At 40.9% G+C, this 17,430-nt stretch carries 15 protein-coding genes and 2 pseudogenes; 6 read left to right on the top strand and 11 right to left on the bottom strand.

What is annotated here, in order from left to right; all coding sequences use genetic code 11:
- Positions 1-8 precede the first annotated feature (8 nt).
- The 3 genes from AAEY93_RS13265 to cmoA are packed head-to-tail and all read right to left on the bottom strand — an operon-like array spanning position 9 to position 2,522.
- Complete coding sequence (locus tag AAEY93_RS13265; protein ID WP_351077504.1) at positions 9-776, bottom strand: ATP-dependent zinc protease family protein; 768 nt, start codon at positions 774-776, stop codon at positions 9-11.
- 25 nt (positions 777-801) lie between these two features.
- On the bottom strand, positions 802-1,794 hold the full coding sequence (cmoB, locus tag AAEY93_RS13260) for a tRNA 5-methoxyuridine(34)/uridine 5-oxyacetic acid(34) synthase CmoB (protein ID WP_124013051.1): 993 nt from the start codon (positions 1,792-1,794) through the stop codon (positions 802-804).
- Complete coding sequence (gene cmoA, locus AAEY93_RS13255) at positions 1,791-2,522, bottom strand: carboxy-S-adenosyl-L-methionine synthase CmoA (protein WP_124013052.1); 732 nt, start codon at positions 2,520-2,522, stop codon at positions 1,791-1,793. Before cmoA ends, cmoB begins: the two co-directional genes overlap by 4 nt.
- A 396-nt stretch (positions 2,523-2,918) precedes the next feature.
- On the opposite strand from cmoA, the gene AAEY93_RS13250 reads away from it, so the two are divergent.
- From AAEY93_RS13250 to ruvB, 6 genes are all read left to right on the top strand, one after another.
- Positions 2,919-5,744 carry a diguanylate cyclase domain-containing protein gene (locus tag AAEY93_RS13250; protein ID WP_351077499.1) on the top strand — a complete coding sequence of 942 codons (2,826 nt, stop codon included), beginning with the start codon at positions 2,919-2,921 and terminating at the stop codon, positions 5,742-5,744.
- A 171-nt stretch (positions 5,745-5,915) separates the two neighbouring features.
- Positions 5,916-7,691, top strand: coding sequence for an aspartate--tRNA ligase (gene aspS, locus AAEY93_RS13245; protein ID WP_351077496.1), 1,776 nt, complete (start codon positions 5,916-5,918; stop codon positions 7,689-7,691).
- A 125-nt stretch (positions 7,692-7,816) separates the two neighbouring features.
- Positions 7,817-8,569, top strand: coding sequence for a YebC/PmpR family DNA-binding transcriptional regulator (locus AAEY93_RS13240; protein WP_101031108.1), 753 nt, complete (start codon positions 7,817-7,819; stop codon positions 8,567-8,569).
- Between the two features lie 7 nt (positions 8,570-8,576).
- Complete coding sequence (gene ruvC / locus AAEY93_RS13235) at positions 8,577-9,098, top strand: crossover junction endodeoxyribonuclease RuvC (protein WP_059743772.1); 522 nt, start codon at positions 8,577-8,579, stop codon at positions 9,096-9,098.
- A complete protein-coding gene (gene ruvA, locus AAEY93_RS13230) occupies positions 9,095-9,712 on the top strand; it encodes a Holliday junction branch migration protein RuvA (RefSeq protein WP_124013056.1) in 618 nt (205 codons plus the stop codon). The genes ruvC and ruvA overlap by 4 nt, the downstream gene beginning before the upstream one ends.
- Before the next feature lie 33 nt (positions 9,713-9,745).
- Positions 9,746-10,750, top strand: a complete 1,005-nt coding sequence (gene ruvB / locus AAEY93_RS13225) for a Holliday junction branch migration DNA helicase RuvB (protein WP_101031112.1) — start codon at positions 9,746-9,748, stop codon at positions 10,748-10,750.
- 150 nt (positions 10,751-10,900) lie between these two features.
- On the opposite strand, the gene gloA is transcribed toward ruvB, so the two are convergent.
- The 8 genes and pseudogenes from gloA to AAEY93_RS13185 form a co-directional block, all read right to left on the bottom strand.
- A complete protein-coding gene (gloA, locus tag AAEY93_RS13220; RefSeq protein ID WP_124013057.1) occupies positions 10,901-11,311 on the bottom strand; it encodes a lactoylglutathione lyase in 411 nt (136 codons plus the stop codon).
- A gap of 456 nt (positions 11,312-11,767) precedes the next feature.
- A pseudogene (locus tag AAEY93_RS13215) lies at positions 11,768-12,017 on the bottom strand (endonuclease III); the annotation flags it as partial.
- A gap of 893 nt (positions 12,018-12,910) precedes the next feature.
- Entirely contained in the window at positions 12,911-13,357 is a 447-nt protein-coding gene (locus AAEY93_RS13210) for a hypothetical protein (protein ID WP_124013058.1), read from the bottom strand.
- 581 nt (positions 13,358-13,938) lie between these two features.
- Entirely contained in the window at positions 13,939-14,601 is a 663-nt protein-coding gene (nth, locus tag AAEY93_RS13205; protein WP_124013059.1) for an endonuclease III, read from the bottom strand.
- A 59-nt stretch (positions 14,602-14,660) separates the two neighbouring features.
- Positions 14,661-15,356: an electron transport complex subunit E gene (locus tag AAEY93_RS13200; RefSeq protein ID WP_101031120.1), complete on the bottom strand. Its 696-nt coding sequence runs from the start codon at positions 15,354-15,356 to the stop codon at positions 14,661-14,663.
- A complete protein-coding gene (gene rsxG, locus AAEY93_RS13195) occupies positions 15,349-15,996 on the bottom strand; it encodes an electron transport complex subunit RsxG (protein WP_101031122.1) in 648 nt (215 codons plus the stop codon). The genes AAEY93_RS13200 and rsxG overlap by 8 nt, the downstream gene beginning before the upstream one ends.
- A gap of 2 nt (positions 15,997-15,998) precedes the next feature.
- Positions 15,999-17,051: an electron transport complex subunit RsxD gene (rsxD, locus tag AAEY93_RS13190; protein WP_124013060.1), complete on the bottom strand. Its 1,053-nt coding sequence runs from the start codon at positions 17,049-17,051 to the stop codon at positions 15,999-16,001.
- A gap of 2 nt (positions 17,052-17,053) precedes the next feature.
- Positions 17,054-17,430: pseudogene (locus AAEY93_RS13185) on the bottom strand (hypothetical protein); the annotation flags it as partial.

Here is a 17,430-nt window from a genome sequence, read left to right as displayed (position 1 = left end):
TACGGATCCTACTTAATTAACGTGGTAATTTGGTTTTTAGCTTTGCCATGAATGTACATTTGGCCCACATCAACAATGGCAATGTCTTTCATAAACTTGCGACCTAGTAATAAAGGATAATCTAGGTGGCTTCGATCTGTTAGGTTTAATTCTGTTTCAGCGGAATATTTACCTATTTTTAAATGGGCATGGATAACGGGACGACGATCATTACCGGTATCAACATCTTGTTTAATACGAATGAAGTGTTCAACTTCTGATTCAAACGTATTGCCAGGTTGATCAAACCCATTAGTCATTACGTCAAAACGAACCCATTGTTCGCCTTCTCGTTCAAATAATACAATATTGCGCGCATCTAAAGATGATGACTCTGCACCGGTATCGATACGGGTCGCAAACTTGACTTTCAATTCATCAATAAAGACACTTTCGACTTCACCGAGTAGAAATTTTTCACCCATAATGCTTTCTGGGCATTGTTTAACCTCGGCCATCTTTGGCATTGGTGGTTGAACCATAATCGTTTCCGATTTTTGTCTCATCGCAGTACTTACCTGAGTCTTCAGTTTTCTGATTTCGGTGGAAAGCGCGCTAATGTCGTTTGTCTGTTGGCTATTATTTGAATTAATTGCATCAATAATAACGGTTTGCGAAACTTGCAGACCGTTATTAAAATCAGCATTGGTGAGCGGAGGTGTTATCGGTTTTTGAGTGACGCTGCAACCTGCGATGAGGGCCGCTACAACGGATAGAGCAATTACCTGCTTTAACATGTCAATTCCTGTTGAATAGTATTATTTATACCAAATCGTGGTTAGGTTGGTTTTTCGTCGCAATAATGATCGCCCTTTTAGGCGCAGGATAACCTTCTACGGTTAAACTCACATCATTTGGATCGAGATAATCAACTAGAGATTCATTTTTCATCCACTGGGTGCTGCGTTGTTCTGCTAATGAGGTGATATCAATGTCAACACAACGAATATCGGTAAACTCGCATTTTTCTAACCATAACATTAAGGCGGCAACTGAAGGCAAAAACCAAACGTTGTTCATTTTTCCATATCTATCTTGTGGAACCAGTACCGCATTTTCATCGCCATCGATCACCAGAGTTTCAAGTACAAGTTCACCACCGACTCGCAGTTGGTCACGTAATTGTAGTAAATGATCAATGGGTGAGCGACGGTGATAGAGCACGCCCATTGAAAATACAGTATCAAAGGCATCTAAAGCCGGTAACTCTTCAATGCCAAGAGGCAGTAAATGCACTGGGTGCTGATTACCTGCGATTCGTTTTAGGGCTTCAAATTGGCATAAAAATAATGGTGAAGGATCTATCCCTACTACGCGAGAGGCTCCCGCACCATACATCCGCCACATGTGGTAACCACTTCCACAGCCCACATCTAAAACGGTACGATTATTTAAAGGCGAAATAAACGCTTTAACTCGATCCCATTTCCAATCACTGCGCCATTCAGTATCAATTTGGATACCATGTACTGAAAAAGGCCCTTTGCGCCACGGCTGAAAAACGGCTAATAAATTAGTCAGTTTCTCTACTTGACCAGGGCTTAATTGTTCTCCACTGCCAATGGTTACGCTGCTAGTAAAATCAACTTGATCAGGTTGTGGGTAATGTAATTTATTGAGAACCTTTTCCCATTTAGGCAAATTGCCGTGTTTATGATCTCGTTGCCATTGCCCCAAAATTGCCGGTAATGTTTCCAGCCAATGTTGCAGGTTTGAATCGGCAATATCTTTGTAAAAAGAGCTAAAATTGATCATTTAATCGCTACCATAGATGCAAAGTTAAAACATTGAAACCAGACTGAAAAGTGCGAAAAACCATTTTCAGTAAAACGCTGTTCATGTACATTCAAGCTATCTGGGCGCATCACGTTTTCTAACGCACTGCGTTTTTGACTTATTTCGAGTTCACTATACCCATTTGCACGCTTAAAATCTAAATGCTGTTGATCCAGTAATTGATGTATATGATTATCTTCAAAAAACAACTTCTCTGAAATGACTAATATACCACCAGGCAACATTCCGTCATAAATGCGTTTTATCAAGGCATCACGATCGTGAGTAGGCAAAAATTGTAGGGTAAAGTTTAGCACTACCATCGATGCTTTATTAATGTCTACATCTCTTATATCAGCGCACAGCAGGTTAACTTGAATATCACTCACATAAGCCGCGAGATTTTCGGTACAACGTTCAATCATTGATTGGCTGTTGTCTACCGCATAAATCTGGCATCCTCGTCCTTCAATCTGGCGACGAATACTTAATGTTGCCGAGCCTAACGAACTGCCAAGATCGTATATATTGCTTTGAGGTGTGACAAATCGATTAGCAAAATCACCTATGGTATTGATGATTTGTGCATAGCCAGGAACAGAGCGGCGGATCATGTCATTAAAGACACCTGCAACACGTTGATCAAATTGAAAATCTGCTATTTGGTTTGTTGCATTAGCGTATATCGTATCTTGTTGAGAGTTCATGAGTTGCAATGTGAAAAAATTAAGTTTGTATTTTAGCTAATCATGGTGAACCACAGCAAGTATCTAACGGGCAATTTATGAGTTTTTTTTCAAATAGATCACGATGATGTCAATAAGATAGGCTTAAACTGCTTATTTTTGCTGGCATTATGTACAATATGTTCAAAAATTAATTTCTATTCATAAAATTAGCACGACACAAGCTGGAAAAATGATATTATTTAGCCTTGTTACAAAGTAATAACAATAGATGTCTGCTAAACCATTCTCAACCATCTTTGGCTAACATCATCAATATTGATCTTTTACCACATTCTGCTGTTCTATCAGTCAATTACTATGAACCCGTTTATTCGGTGAATACAGTATAAAAAGTGAAAGTATTAGGGAAAAAACTTGAAATTTATACCTTGGATATTAGCATTAGTATTTGCGTGTTTTTCAATACCTGCGCAAGCATTACACTCAGATAAAATCGATAAGCCCGTTGAAAATAAACCCTTGATCATTGTTATGGGGGAAGATACGTATCCGTTTGAATATTTAGATGAGAGGGGGACTCCTGCCGGTATTTTAGTTGATTTATGGCGCGAGTGGTCAATCATCACTGACACTAAAGTGCAATTTGTGTCTCGGCACTGGCAGCAGTCAATGAATCAACTCGAACAGAAAAAAGCAGATGTTCATATTGGTATGTCTCAAAACCAAGCACGGTTAAAAAAGTTTGATTTTGCTAAATCATTTACCTCATTAAATACCTATTTATACATTCATAAGTCGATAAATAGTAAAAAGAAAATTAGCGATTTAATTCCCTATCAAGTCGGTATTGTGACGGGCTCATCCCATGAAGCAACATTATCAGCGTTAGAACCTAAGCTTAGTTTTAAGCGTTATCAAAATCGTGAACAATTGTTACAAGCGGCGGTTAACGGAGAGTTGTTTGTTTTCGCCGGTATTGAAGGATACCAACGCAACTTAGCACTAGAGCAAGATATCGCGGCAAATTTTTACAGCTCATCACGTATCTTAATTAAAAAAATCAACCTTGCACCGGCAGTAGTGAAAGGGGATCAAGCGCTTGTTAACAAAATAAATAATGGTTTTGAATTAATACCCGCCGAGGTTATCCAGCAAATAGAGCGTCACTGGTTAGGTTATCATCGACAAACATCGGGTGTGATTATTGCGATGCAAAATGGTGTCGAACCCTACGTAGATATCGATGCTGATGGTTTTCCACATGGCATGCTAGTTGACTTATGGACATTATGGTCAGAAAAAACCGGTATCAAAATTGATTTTGTTGCAGGCGACATGAACAGCAGTATTGATGACGTCAAACGTGGCGTGGCAGACGTTCACATTGGGTACCCTGAAAGCCAAGATATGCGAACGGGTCTCAAGCAAGCTTGGCATATTATTTCAGTCAAAAGTCGTTTTTTTAGTTCAAACCCGAAATTAACTCATATTGAAGATATTGCCATGCGCATCGGGGTGTTTCCTACAGCACCGTATATTAGTGATATAAAAAAAACGTTTCCTAAGGCACAGTTACGTTTTTATGACACCTTAGAAAGTATGGTGAAAGCGGGTCGCAATGACGAAATTAGCGGTTTTGTGTCGTCTGCCGCCATGACGTCACATTATTTGTTGGCTAATAAATTATGGGCAGAGTTTCGACAATATACTGATATCGAATTTTCGACAGATATGTATGCGTTAACACGTGTTGACGACAGTGGATTAGCGGATCGAATTCAAGCAGGATTTAGTTTAATTTCTGTCGAGGAACAAATTCAAATCGAACGTAAATGGTTAATTAATCCAGACGATCGTTATTTTGCAGGTTCTGCCAATAAAATAAAACTAACAACTCAACAAAAGCAATATATAAGTACCTTAGGTGCTATCAAAATGGGTTACCTAAAAAATTGGGCTCCTATGGAATTTCAAGGGAAAAATGGTGAATTTTTAGGGGTGAATGCAGACATTAAAAATTTACTGGTTAAACAACTCAATTTAACCATTATCCCAGTGGCTTATGATGATTTTGGTAAAATGGTCAGTGACCTTGTTAAAGGAGAAATTCATTTAGTTGCCAGCATGGCTAAAACATCGGATCGGGCAAACACTCTTGCATTCTCATTAGCATATTGGCCGTCACCTTGGGCGATAATCACTTCATTAACTCAACCTCCCATTTTTAATGTCTCACAAATTGCGGGTAAACGACTGGCTGTTGTTGATGGCTACCATATTGTGGATCAGCTTCGTCAACAATACCCAGAAATAAAGTTAGTGGTTGTGTCAGATACCAAGCAGGGTACGGAAGCGGTGATTAATGGCAGCGCGGATATGTTTGTTGAACAAGTGGCGACATTGGCGACTACTTTAAAAGGTGGTCAATATCCGAGTTTAAAAATGTCGTTGTTAACCGAGTTTACTGAGCAGCATAGCCACATTGGTCTATTCCCCGGGCTCAAAAATTTAGTTCCTTTGATTGATAGAGCGATTGCGACTATAGATGAAACAGAACAACAAAACATGTATCAAAAATGGGTATCATTAGATCTCAATAGTGACACATTACGTTACCAGCGTTGGCTTAAATTATTGGTGATCGGTTTGTTAATTATCACTCTGATCGCCATCGTGATATTGATGTCAAATCGACGCTTAAATGTCGAAATCCAAAAGCGCTTTAAAGCTGAAGAAACGCTTAAGTATATGGCAGATCATGACAATGTTACCGCACTGCCTAATCGCAGTTTACTTGATGATAGATTAACGCAAGCAACACTGACTCATCATAGAGATAAATTAAAATTTGCATTGTTGTTTATTGATTTAGATGGCTTTAAAGCGATAAATGATCAGCACGGTCATCATATGGGTGATAAGTTACTACAACGCATAGCCGTGTTATTAACTCGACATGTAAGAGAATCAGACACTGTGGCTCGTTTTGGTGGTGATGAGTTTGTGGTGTTATTAAATCACATAGAAGCTAAAGAAAATGCCCGTCAAGTGGCTGATAACATCTTAATCGCATTAAAGAAGCCGTTATTAATCGATGATATCAGTGTCACTATTTCGGCCAGTATCGGTGTGGCTATCTTCCCTGATGATGCCGATAGTGGGGCTTTATTATTGAAGAAATCAGATCAGCTAATGTATCAGGCTAAAAAAGTCGGCGGTCATCAATACAAAATGAATTAGTTTACCTTGATGGTTTTTCAGTCAATCGGTCGAGATTATTTGCTCTAGGTCTAGTTAATTCACCCAATCTGATTGATACTTCAATGCATAAGTTTGAGTCACGGTATATAATGCCGTTTTTGTGGTTTTCGATTTCCAAAATACCGCTTTGTGGATAAAGGATAGAGTTCAATGCGCAGTCATTATTGTGGAGACGTTAATAAGTCTCATCTAGGTCAAGAAGTAACTTTAGTCGGTTGGGTAAACCGTAGTCGAGATTTAGGCGGAGTCGTATTTTTAGACTTACGCGATAGAGAAGGGCTAGTGCAGGTTGTTTATGACCCAGATCTAAAAGATGTTTTTGATATAGCAAGCACGTTGCGCAGTGAATTTTGTGTTCAGGTCAAAGGGGTTGTTAGTGCCCGTCCAGAAAGCCAAGTCAATTCAAACATGAAGACTGGCGAAATTGAAATTTTGGGTAAGCAATTGACCATTATTAATGCTTCTGCTCCGTTGCCATTGAGCATGGATAATTACCAAAATAACAGCGAAGAACAACGTTTAAAATACCGTTATTTAGATTTACGTCGTCCAGAGATGGCCGAGCGTCTTATTTTTCGTGCAAAAGTGACCAGCTCAGTGCGTCGCTTTTTAGACAGCAATGGCTTTTTAGATATCGAAACGCCTATTTTGACTAAAGCCACCCCAGAAGGTGCGCGTGACTATTTAGTTCCTAGCCGGACTTATAAAGGTCAGTTTTTTGCTTTACCTCAATCACCACAGCTGTTCAAACAGCTGCTAATGATGTCTGGTTTTGATCGCTATTACCAAATTGTAAAATGTTTCCGTGATGAAGATTTACGGGCAGATCGCCAGCCTGAATTTACTCAAATCGATATTGAAACTTCGTTTATGTCTTCTGAACAAGTCATGGAAAAAACTGAGCAAATGATGCGCGGTTTATTCCAAGATTTATTGAATGTTGATTTAGGCGATTTTCCACGCATGTCATACGCAGAAGCAATGAAGCGTTACGGTTCTGATAAACCCGATTTGCGTAACCCGCTTGAGTTAGTTGATATTGCCGATTTAGTTAACAATGTCGAGTTTGCCGTTTTTAATGGCCCGGCAAACGATGTAGAAGGCCGCGTAGCAGCGTTACGTATTCCAACTGGCGCATCATTATCACGTAAGCAAATTGATGACTACACTAAGTATGCTGGTATTTATGGCGCTAAAGGCTTAGCGTGGATGAAGATAAATGACTTAGCAGCAGGTATCGAAGGTATTCAATCTCCAGTACTTAAGTTTTTAACCGAAGCTATCGTTAACGACATTATTAGCCGTACTGGCGCACAAACCGGTGATATCATTCTATTTGGTGCAGACAAAGCGACCGTCGTGGAAGAAGCCATGGGCGCGCTGCGCTTAAAAGCAGGTGAAGATTTCAAGCTACTTGAAGGTGAATGGCGCCCATTATGGGTGGTTGACTTCCCAATGTTTGAACAAATTAATGGTGGTTTCCACGCCGTTCACCATCCATTTACCGCCCCTCGTGGGATTAGTGCTGAACAATTGGCCGCCGATCCCGCGGTGGCAATTTCAGATGCCTACGACATGGTGTTAAATGGTTGTGAGTTAGGGGGTGGTTCAGTACGTATCCACAACGCAGAAATGCAAAGCACAGTATTTGGCATTTTAGGCATTGAAGCAGAAGAAGCGAATGAAAAATTCGGATTCTTACTTGAAGCATTACGTTATGGTACCCCACCTCATGCTGGTTTAGCCTTCGGATTAGATCGTATTATTATGTTAATGACAGGGGCAAGCTCAATTCGTGACGTGATGGCTTTCCCTAAAACCACCACAGCGGCGTGTCCGTTAACCAATGCGCCAGGATTTGCTAACCCAGTTCAACTCGCTGAGTTAGGCATTGCTGTGGTTGAAAAGGTTAAAACAGAAGAGTAAAACGCTAACGTTAGCCATTTGCTCGCTCTTAAATGGGCACTATATACCGAGGCTTTTGCCTCGGTACGTTTTTGACAAGTAGACTGTTTCACTTGAAAAATTCTATTAAATAGTAAGGAGATATAATGGCAGGACACAGTAAATGGGACAATATTAAACACCGTAAAGCGGCACAAGATGCTAAACGCGGTAAGTTATTCACCAAATTTATTCGCGAGCTCAATGTGGCGGCCCGCGAAGGCGGTTCTGATATTGATGCTAATCCCAGATTACGCGCTGCAGTCGATAAAGCCTTATCCAATAATATGACCCGAGATACCGTTGAACGCGCAATCAAACGTGGTGCCGGTGAAATGGATGGTCAGCAATTAGAAACCATTATTTATGAAGGCTATGGTCCCGGAGGGACTGCTGTGATGGTTGAAACAATGACGGATAATCGTAATCGTACTGTTTCTGGCGTGCGAAATGCGTTTAATAAGTCTGGTGGCAACTTAGGTACCGACGGTTCAGTGGCGTATCTGTTTACTAAATCTGGCATTATTTCTTATGACACTGATATTGATGAAGATAGCTTAATAGACAGTGCGTTAGAGGCGGGTGCTGAAGATGTTGTCACTCATGACGATGGTTCTATCGATGTGTTTACCACTCCAGATACCTTTGGCAAAGTCAAAGATGCACTTGATAGCGCGTCCTTTGACTCTGTTCATGCTGAAGTGACCATGGTTGCGTCATTAAAAGCTGAACTTGATGCTAACACTGCTGAAAAGTTTTTACGTTTAATCGATAACTTAGAAGATAATGATGATGTACAAGAGGTATATCATAATGCTGATATTTCAGATGACGTTATGCAAGTATTAGACAACGCATGAGGCATCAATGGCCATTATTTTAGGGGTTGATCCCGGCTCCCGTATTACAGGCTATGGTGTGATCCAATGCCAAGGCCGTCAACAGATTTACCTTGGCAGCGGCTGTATCCGAACATCTGCCGATGATTTACCCCAACGATTACAACAAATTTATGCGGGTCTATGCGAAATTATTACTCAATATCAGCCTGATGAGTTTGCCATTGAACGGGTTTTTATGGCAAAAAATGCCGACTCTGCCCTAAAACTGGGTCAAGCAAGAGGCGCGGCGATTGTCGCGGCAACATGTGCCGGACTGCCTGTTGCTGAATATAGCGCGACACAGATAAAAAGTGCAGTCGTAGGGACGGGTCGAGCCCAAAAAACACAAGTTCAACATATGATTAAGCAATTACTTAAACTACCTGCTTCACCACAAGCCGATGCGGCGGATGCGTTAGGGGTAGCAATATGCCATTTTCATACTTATCAAAGCCTTATCGCTATGGGTGGTAAAGCTAGCAGCAGAACATATGGAAGATACAAATGATAGGTCGTCTAAGTGGTATTTTAGTTGAAAAACACGCGCCTGAAGTGGTGCTCGATGTCAATGGTGTCGGTTATGAGTTGCAAGTGCCCATGACCAGCTTTTATGAGTTGCCAGCGTTAAATCATGCTGCGATGTTATTTACCCATTTTGTGGTGCGTGAAGATGCGCAGTTACTTTATGGCTTTATCACTAAACAAGAGCGGGCATTATTTCGTTTATTGATTAAAACCAACGGCGTTGGCCCTAAGTTAGCGTTAACCATTTTATCGGGTATGACAGCATCGGAGTTTGTTTCATGTGTCGAACGTGACGACATTGCCACCTTAGTCAAGTTACCTGGCGTGGGTAAGAAAACCGCTGAACGCTTAGTCATTGAAATGCGTGATAAGCTTAAAAGCTTGCTTGAAGCATCAGCGGGTTCTGAGCGCGAATTTATGTTGCAGAGTAATTATACACCGGCTCCGACAGCAGACAGTGCAGAGGAAGATGCCATTTCCGCGTTATTATCGTTAGGCTATAAACCTGCACAAGCCAGTAAATCAGTTTCTGCGGCTTTTAAACAAGGTATGAGTTCTGAAACGTTAATTAAAGCTGCATTAAAATCAATGTTATAAATATGATGATATGCATAAACAGGGTACGTAAAAATGATTGAAGCTGATCGTCTAATCCAGCCACAGGAACAAGGTCAAGATGAACTTATTGATCGTGCTATGCGCCCTAAAATGTTGGATGAGTATACAGGTCAAGATGATACTCGAGCCCAGCTTAAGATTTTTATTCAAGCAGCGATAAATCGTCGCGAAGCACTTGATCACATGCTAATTTTTGGTCCTCCAGGTTTAGGTAAAACAACCTTGGCGATGATTGTAGCCAATGAAATGGGAGTGAATATCAAATCCACTTCTGGCCCTGTACTTGAAAAAGCGGGGGATTTAGCGGCTTTACTGACTAACCTTGAAGAGGGGGATGTGCTGTTTATCGATGAAATTCATCGTCTAAGCCCTGTAGTCGAAGAGATCCTTTATCCGGCGATGGAAGACTACCAACTTGATATTATGATTGGTGAAGGTCCTGCTGCGCGTTCGATTAAATTAGATTTGCCGCCATTTACACTTATTGGCGCTACCACGCGTGCCGGTGCATTAACCTCACCATTGCGGGCTCGTTTTGGTATTCCATTACGGTTAGAATTTTACAATGTGAAAGATCTTACCACCATAGTGATCCGTTCAGCTAAGGTGATGGAACTTGAGATAGATGGTCAAGGCGCGATTGAAATAGCCAAGCGCTCACGCGGCACCCCGCGAATTGCCAACCGTTTATTACGCCGGGTTCGCGATTATGCTGAAGTCAAACATGATGGCAAAGTGACCCAAAAAGTGGCCGAATATGCCCTCGATTTACTCGATGTTGATGAGCAAGGTTTTGATTACTTAGATCGTAAACTCTTGCTTGCCATTATTGATAAATTTATGGGTGGCCCTGTAGGATTAGATAACCTCGCGGCGGCCATCGGTGAAGATAGAGAAACGATTGAAGACGTACTGGAGCCTTTTTTAATTCAGCAAGGCTTTATTCAGCGCACACCAAGAGGCCGTATTGCGAGTCAAAGAGCTTATGATCATTTTAGTCTTGTTAAGCCCGAATAAGCCCAATCTTATCCACTTGCTTTAGTGAACATACGCAATTAGACCAATATCGTTTTAGATAAAAAAACCAGCTTTCGCTGGTTTTAATCTTACTAGGTGAGCGATATATGATCAGGCCTAGCTATTTAACTTGTGGTGATAAGGATGGATCTAACCTAACGCTTCAGTCGCCGAACTCTTTTGAATTAACTCAATTTTGTATCCGTCAGGATCTTCAACAAAGGCAATTTCAGTTTTGCCGCCGGCAACCGGACCCGGTGCTCGAGTAATGTTACCGCCAGCGGCAGCAATCGTCTCGCAACGGGCATAAATATCGTCTTCGCCTATGGCTAAATGCCCAAAGCCATTACCCAAATTATATGTATCGACACCCCAATTATAAGTTAACTCTATAACGGCTTGGCCTGTTGTTTCCTCACCAAAACCAACAAAAGCGAGGGTGTATTTGTACTCTGGGTTTTCAGATTGGCGTAGTAGTTTCATTCCCATGACTTGGGTATAAAATTGAATGCTACGTTCAAGGTTGCCTACTCGGATCATCGTATGAAGTAATTGCGACATGATATGCTCTCTTATAAAATTTATCTGACTTTAACAAGCTCAGATGACAATGAAAAGTTTTGCAGTTCTGATTGATTAAAACTTAAAACGAACAAGGTGAGGTTGCATTGTTTTACTCGAGTGGATAGCCAGTTGTTCTCGAATAGACAATAATCATATTTTGCTTTGGCTCACATTTATGATGTTATCTTTTGGGCATTTGGCCTAAAAGCGTTATTATTTCGTTATACACATATGGAGGCAAGACAATGAATACAGAATTAAAAATGGCCTTAGGCACGACTGTCGTAATCGCAATTTGTTTTAGCGCGTTTTTTGTGTCGATGTTTTAAGCACCATCATAAAATAGATAGCCCCATTTGATCCACCGCTAAATAACTGTATTGCATGTTAATTGATGAGTTAACATTCAAAACATTGATATAAATACCCCAAAACACCCTAGGTGATTTGGGGTTATTCTTCTGGATAGACCTTGTCTTTAAAATCTGCGTTATATTCACTAAATACAGCTGCCACAACGTGGTTTTTGCGCTAAACAAGTGTAACGCCCATGTAGAATAAACCAATGATGTACATCGACCTTAAACTCACTTGTCACCACTTTAAGCATATTCAGTTCAACTTGGTCGACATTTTTGCCAGGAGCAAACTTAGTGCGATTCGCTAACCTAAAAATATGCGTGTCGACCGCAATCGTGGGCCAACTTTAAGTGGTGTTAATTATTGCATATGTTTTATATGGAAAGAATACACTATTGGGTTGTTTTGTGCTTAACGGAAGTTAACAGCAGCAATATCAAAACTTCCGTTTATCGCTAAAACAGTTATTGATACTGTAATTTTAATTGCTGATTTTTGTTGTAAGCGCGAGTCTAACTCTCATCACTCTCATCACTCTCATCACTCTCATTGCGACTTAAAAGCCTACCAAACTATTTCAAATTAACGATGTCACTACACTCTCGATTTCAGATGCTAATTGTCCGTTAAATTCACTAGCCGTTATCACAGCGAGCCACATCTATCAGCTGTACTTAATGAAATGAAAAATGCTCTATTGCTCTTGCTTACCTATATATATCAATAGATCAAACTACTTAAGTCCAAACTACCAACTCAATATTTTAACGTCCACTTTCGTCTCTATGTTAGCGTTGGGTGAGGTTATGTCGAATAACAAAAATCGACCGCTTTGAGGTCATCGTGACGCTTAGCATCATATATTGGAATGAAATGTTGTTAACTCTCAAAAAACTGACAAATATGCTCATTGCGAAAGTGACTAGTAGCAACACCAAAGCTTCTTCTATCCTATCTAAATAGCTCTTTCAAACGCAGATTTTTAGTATCTAAAACCATCCGTTTGTGGCGTAGAACAAACATTAAGTGAGAAAGCTTTCTATTGACGATAGTCGGTAGGCTTTTGTTTAGTTGGCGATGTTCTATGGTGGAGATTTGGGTATGTGCAGCTTGTTTGGCCTTATAGATGCTGACGGTTTGTTTGCTGTTGTGAATGAGTGATGTGTGAGTGTTGTTTTCTCGATAAAAAAAGTAGGGTAATGAAGCTCCCCCTACTTTTTTGGTAACAGTTAAGTCTTAATCTCGATATTTCATCTCTTGCAGCAATGAAGTACTCATGATGGTTCGAAACTCAGCACGGTTACCGCTTTCAGATTCCATCTTTTCCATACTTTTCTTTGCCCACGCCATATACGTGGTACGACGCTTTTCATTTTCAGCAACGGATGCCATGTTTTCGAATACACGAACCAGGTAAAGGTCAGGCTCATCCATTCTGGGGTGTACATTACTAATAACTTTAGCATCTATTAGCCAGCCTTGAGATTTGGCATAATCGCTGTTTTTACGCCATTCGCCCGCAAGCCACGTCGAATATTTAAGGCCAGCACCATCGGATATTTTTATACCTGTAACTTCCCAATACTCACCACCAATAAAAGGTGGTTCTTCTGCATATACATTTTGAATAGCGAATAAGCTTAATACACAAAACAATAATCCTTGGATTGAATTTGTTTTCATTTTTTGTATTTCCTAATTATTCGTGAACATGGGTGTTCACAGTGATATAAAAATAGTTCAATGTTTTTACTTTGTCTAATTTGGATTTGCTTAACATACAGGTGATCATATGACCGCAATAGCTTGGGGAAAACAGCAGAAAAATCGGGCTTAATAGGTGCAGGAACACGAGGTCATGTTTGTGCTACTTTTGGTTTAGAGGCGGGCAGATTAATTGGCATACCTATCGGTTCTTATATAAGTAGAAAATTATAGTGGCATAATAAAACTGGGCTGCAATATAAATTTAAACAGAACTCGATACGTCAGCTTTAGTATGTAAACAGTCTATGTTGAATCCGTTTTACATTCAGGCAAGAGTCTCCTCTTTGGCAGCTACTAACCTTAAATTTTTATTCGATAAATTCAAACTTTCAATATTTTTCTGGATATCTCGAAAGTTCATTTCAGTGTCAGGAAAATACTAAATAAGTAATAACAGAACCACTTACTCTTCGTGGCAAGAGTGAAGATAGATCAAGCTATGATAATGATTACCTACCATAGCTGACGATGAGATTATAAATGGGTTAAGTAAATCTTTAGTCTTCAGTCTTCTCTTTAAAATCACACAAGTCTTCGATAATACAAGAACCGCAGCGAGGCTTTCGTGCTATGCACGTGTATCTACCATGCAAAATTAACCAGTGATGTAGATCATACATAAATTCAGTTTTGTTAGGGGTGTTCTTAATGATGGCTTGTTCGGTTTCTTCAACAGTCTTACCTTTAGCGTAGCCTGTGCGATTAGCTACTCGTTGAATATGTGTATCAACAGCAATAAAGTATCTACCTTCATTATCTTTTAGCCAGCCAAATGCCGTATTGAGAACGACGTTTGCTGTTTTTCGACCCACGCCAGGTAAAGCTTCTAGTGCGTCTCTGTTTTCTGGTACCGCACCATTATGCAAATCCAGCAGCATTTTACAGGCGTTAATCACATTAATAGCTTTGTTATTGTATAGGCCAATGGTTTTAATGTATTGCTTAAGCCCGTCAACCCCTAAGTCAAATATGGCTTGAGGCGTATTGGCAACAGGAAACAGCTTATTGGTCGCTTTATTGACACTGACATCGGTCGCTTGTGCTGATAATGTCACAGCAACTAATAACTCAAATGGGCTTGAAAAGTTCAATTCAGTTTCAGGCTTAGGGTTATTGTCTCTTAATCGGTTGAGAATTTGGATACGTTTATCTTTATTCATATTAATCGGTCAATTCATCGTTAAGTTAACGGCCGTTTTAGAGTAACCGCGGAGTCGTGTTAGTTGACTTTAGTGATCCGAGCACGCGTCACGCCAACACTTTCAGCTTTAGGCTGCTGTGCTTTTACTCGGCTATCGATGACATTTTTAAGGGCAATTAATAATCCCATCGCTATAAATGCTCCCGGCGGCAACATCGCCAATAAAAATGGTGTGTCCACATGCCACACATGAATCGTTAACACACTCGCCCAATCACCTAATAATAAATCAGCACCACCAAATAGGGTCCCTTGACCGAGTAATTCTCGGCTGGCACCTAAAACAACCAGTACAGCAGTAAAACCTAACCCCATCATTAATCCATCAAAGGCCGAGTGGGCTACAGAGTTACGAGAGGCAAATGCTTCAGCGCGGCCGATGATGACGCAGTTGGTCACAATCAGTGGTAAAAAAATGCCTAACGACAAATATAGATTATAGGCATAAGCGTTGATCAGTAATTGTACGCAAGTGACAAGTGCGGCAATGATCATAACAAATACTGGGATACGAATTTCTTTAGGAACAATATCGCGTACCAAGGAAACTAAGACATTGGATCCAATTAGTACCAACAAAGTGGCAACCCCCAAACCTAATGCATTTGTGATTGTTGCTGTCACAGCAAGCAGCGGACATAAACCTAATAGTTGGACTAATCCGGGGTTATTCTTCCATAACCCTTGAGCCGCGATTGCACGATAATTACTCATGGTTGGCCTCACAGGCATAATGACTTTGGTAGAGCGCTTGGCGATGTTGTTCAACAAATGTCATCGCATTTGCAATGGCTTTAACATAAGCGCGCGGAGTAATGGTCGCACCGGTAAATTGATCAAATTGTCCGCCATCTTTTTTCACTTTCCAGTCGCTTGAATTTCCAGTAAAACGTTTGCCGCTGAAATGAGTGACCCAATCAGACTTTCGTAAATCAATTTTATCGCCTAAGCCAGGCGTTTCTTGATGGAAAAGGGTGCGAACACCCAATATTGTCCCGGTGTTATCAACGCCAATAATGAGTTTTATTGCTCCGTTATAACCATCTGGAGCAATGGCTTCAATCGCGATGGCAACAGGTTGTTCGCCTTTATAAGCAAGATAGGCCGGCAAATCGGCTTTAGTGCCTAATAGCTGCGGAGAATTAACCAAAATACATTGCTCACTGAGTACATTGTCGTGTAATTCGGTCGGAATAATTTGGTTAAGCGTTAGGGTTAATTGTTTTTGCTGTTGCAATAATATTGTGTCACTGGTTAAGGCATTCACCAACGCGACGAGGCCGGTGCAACATAAGGCAAATAGGCCGAGTAACAGGCCATTTTTAATCATCGGGTTAGTTGTTAAAATAGACATAATTAATTTCCTGCTCGATGACCATAGCTACGCGGGCGAACATAATAATCAATAAAAGGTGCGCACATGTTAGCTAACAATACGGCAAATGCGACGGCATCAGGGTAGCCACCAAAGGTGCGTATTAAGTAAATGAGTAAGCCTATCATGGCGCCAAATATCAGTCGACCGCGAGGACTCGCTGCTGCAGTGACTGGGTCGGTGGCAATAAAAAATGCCGCCAACATGGTACCACCGGAAAATAAATGCATCATTGGACTGACGAAGGTATCCGGACTGATTAAAAATCCGCCACTGGCGCAAATAAATAATGTCAGTAAAATAGAGACGCTGATGTGCCAGCGTATAACATGAAGCTTGAGCATGATTAGCCCACCTACAAGGTAAGCCAAATTCACCCAAAACCAGCCGGCACCGACACTGCCATTGAAGATGATTTTAGCCAAACTTTCTGTCGTGGTCATGCCCATTGAAAGATCGGTCTTAAGTGTGTCCAGTGGTGTTGCCATTGTGGTGCCGTCAATCGCAAGCCGAAAAAAATCTGCCGAATAGACGTTGTTTAATTGAAAAATACTGTTAATAGTATTGCTTAAATCTGCGCTATTGAGCGTGAGCGTTTGCGGAGCGACCCATGATGTCATTTGCACTGGGAATGAAATCAACAATAGAACGTAAGCGGCCATAGCCGGGTTAAAGACGTTATTACCCAGCCCGCCGTAAAGCTGCTTAACGATGACAATGGCAAATACTGTGCCTATTACAATGAGCCACCAAGGTGCTAAAGGCGGAATCGCAACCGCAAGTAAGCTTGCAGTAACCAATGCACTATTATCAGATAACGTGGCGGAAATATTTTTGTTTCGTAACTTCATTACGGCAGATTCAGCTAAATAAGCCACTGTAATGGCGAGTAATAACTGTACAAGAGTACCATAACCGAAATAATAGCTTTGTACTGCAATACCCGGTATTAGGCATAGCGCGACACGTTTCATCACTTTATTGGTGTGCAATGTTGTGCTGACATGTGGAGATGAGGCAATTTTAAATGCCATAGTTATTGTTCCTCTTGCTTAGCACTGTTAGCGAGCTTTTTCGCTTTTGCTTTGGCGACAGCGGCAGCAATTTTGGCTTTTTTGTTATCTACAGCTTGGGTGGTGGCTGAATGAGTTACTTCAGCTTCACTCGCAGTGTTGTGGTCATTATCGGTAATAGTCTGATTTTTGCTAACGACAGCATGTTCAGTCACCGCAGTGCTTTTTGTATCGGCAGTACTTGTTGTCGCTGAGCCATTGGCTAATGCCGCTTTTTTGGCTTTAGCACGTGCAACCGCCGCAGCAATTTTAACTTTTTTGTCATCTACAGCTTGGGTGGTGGCTGAATGAGTTACTTCAGCTTCACTCGCAGTGTTGTGGTCATTATCGGTAATAGTCT

The organism is Shewanella sp. CAL98-MNA-CIBAN-0140 (assembly GCF_040309905.1).
In the GTDB taxonomy this organism is placed as follows: Bacteria; Pseudomonadota; Gammaproteobacteria; order Enterobacterales; family Shewanellaceae; genus Shewanella; species Shewanella psychromarinicola.
Note: the sequence above shows the minus strand (reverse complement) of the source record. Positions and strands in the feature narration are given on the sequence as shown.

Bases quoted from the DNA above. Each gene is read 5' to 3' on its own strand.
- rsxG (WP_101031122.1), bottom strand. From the start codon at position 15,996: ATGTCTATTTTAACAACTAACCCGATGATTAAAAATGGCCTGTTACTC.
- AAEY93_RS13240 (WP_101031108.1), top strand. From the start codon at position 7,817: ATGGCAGGACACAGTAAATGGGACAATATTAAACACCGTAAAGCGGCA.
- aspS (WP_351077496.1), top strand. From the start codon at position 5,916: ATGCGCAGTCATTATTGTGGAGACGTTAATAAGTCTCATCTAGGTCAA.
- nth (WP_124013059.1), bottom strand. From the start codon at position 14,601: ATGAATAAAGATAAACGTATCCAAATTCTCAACCGATTAAGAGACAAT.
- cmoB (WP_124013051.1), bottom strand. From the start codon at position 1,794: ATGATCAATTTTAGCTCTTTTTACAAAGATATTGCCGATTCAAACCTG.
- AAEY93_RS13200 (WP_101031120.1), bottom strand. From the start codon at position 15,356: ATGAGTAATTATCGTGCAATCGCGGCTCAAGGGTTATGGAAGAATAAC.
- gloA (WP_124013057.1), bottom strand. From the start codon at position 11,311: ATGTCGCAATTACTTCATACGATGATCCGAGTAGGCAACCTTGAACGT.
- rsxD (WP_124013060.1), bottom strand. From the start codon at position 17,051: ATGGCATTTAAAATTGCCTCATCTCCACATGTCAGCACAACATTGCAC.
- ruvC (WP_059743772.1), top strand. From the start codon at position 8,577: ATGGCCATTATTTTAGGGGTTGATCCCGGCTCCCGTATTACAGGCTAT.
- ruvB (WP_101031112.1), top strand. From the start codon at position 9,746: ATGATTGAAGCTGATCGTCTAATCCAGCCACAGGAACAAGGTCAAGAT.
- cmoA (WP_124013052.1), bottom strand. From the start codon at position 2,522: ATGAACTCTCAACAAGATACGATATACGCTAATGCAACAAACCAAATA.
- ruvA (WP_124013056.1), top strand. From the start codon at position 9,095: ATGATAGGTCGTCTAAGTGGTATTTTAGTTGAAAAACACGCGCCTGAA.
- AAEY93_RS13210 (WP_124013058.1), bottom strand. From the start codon at position 13,357: ATGAAAACAAATTCAATCCAAGGATTATTGTTTTGTGTATTAAGCTTA.
- AAEY93_RS13265 (WP_351077504.1), bottom strand. From the start codon at position 776: ATGTTAAAGCAGGTAATTGCTCTATCCGTTGTAGCGGCCCTCATCGCA.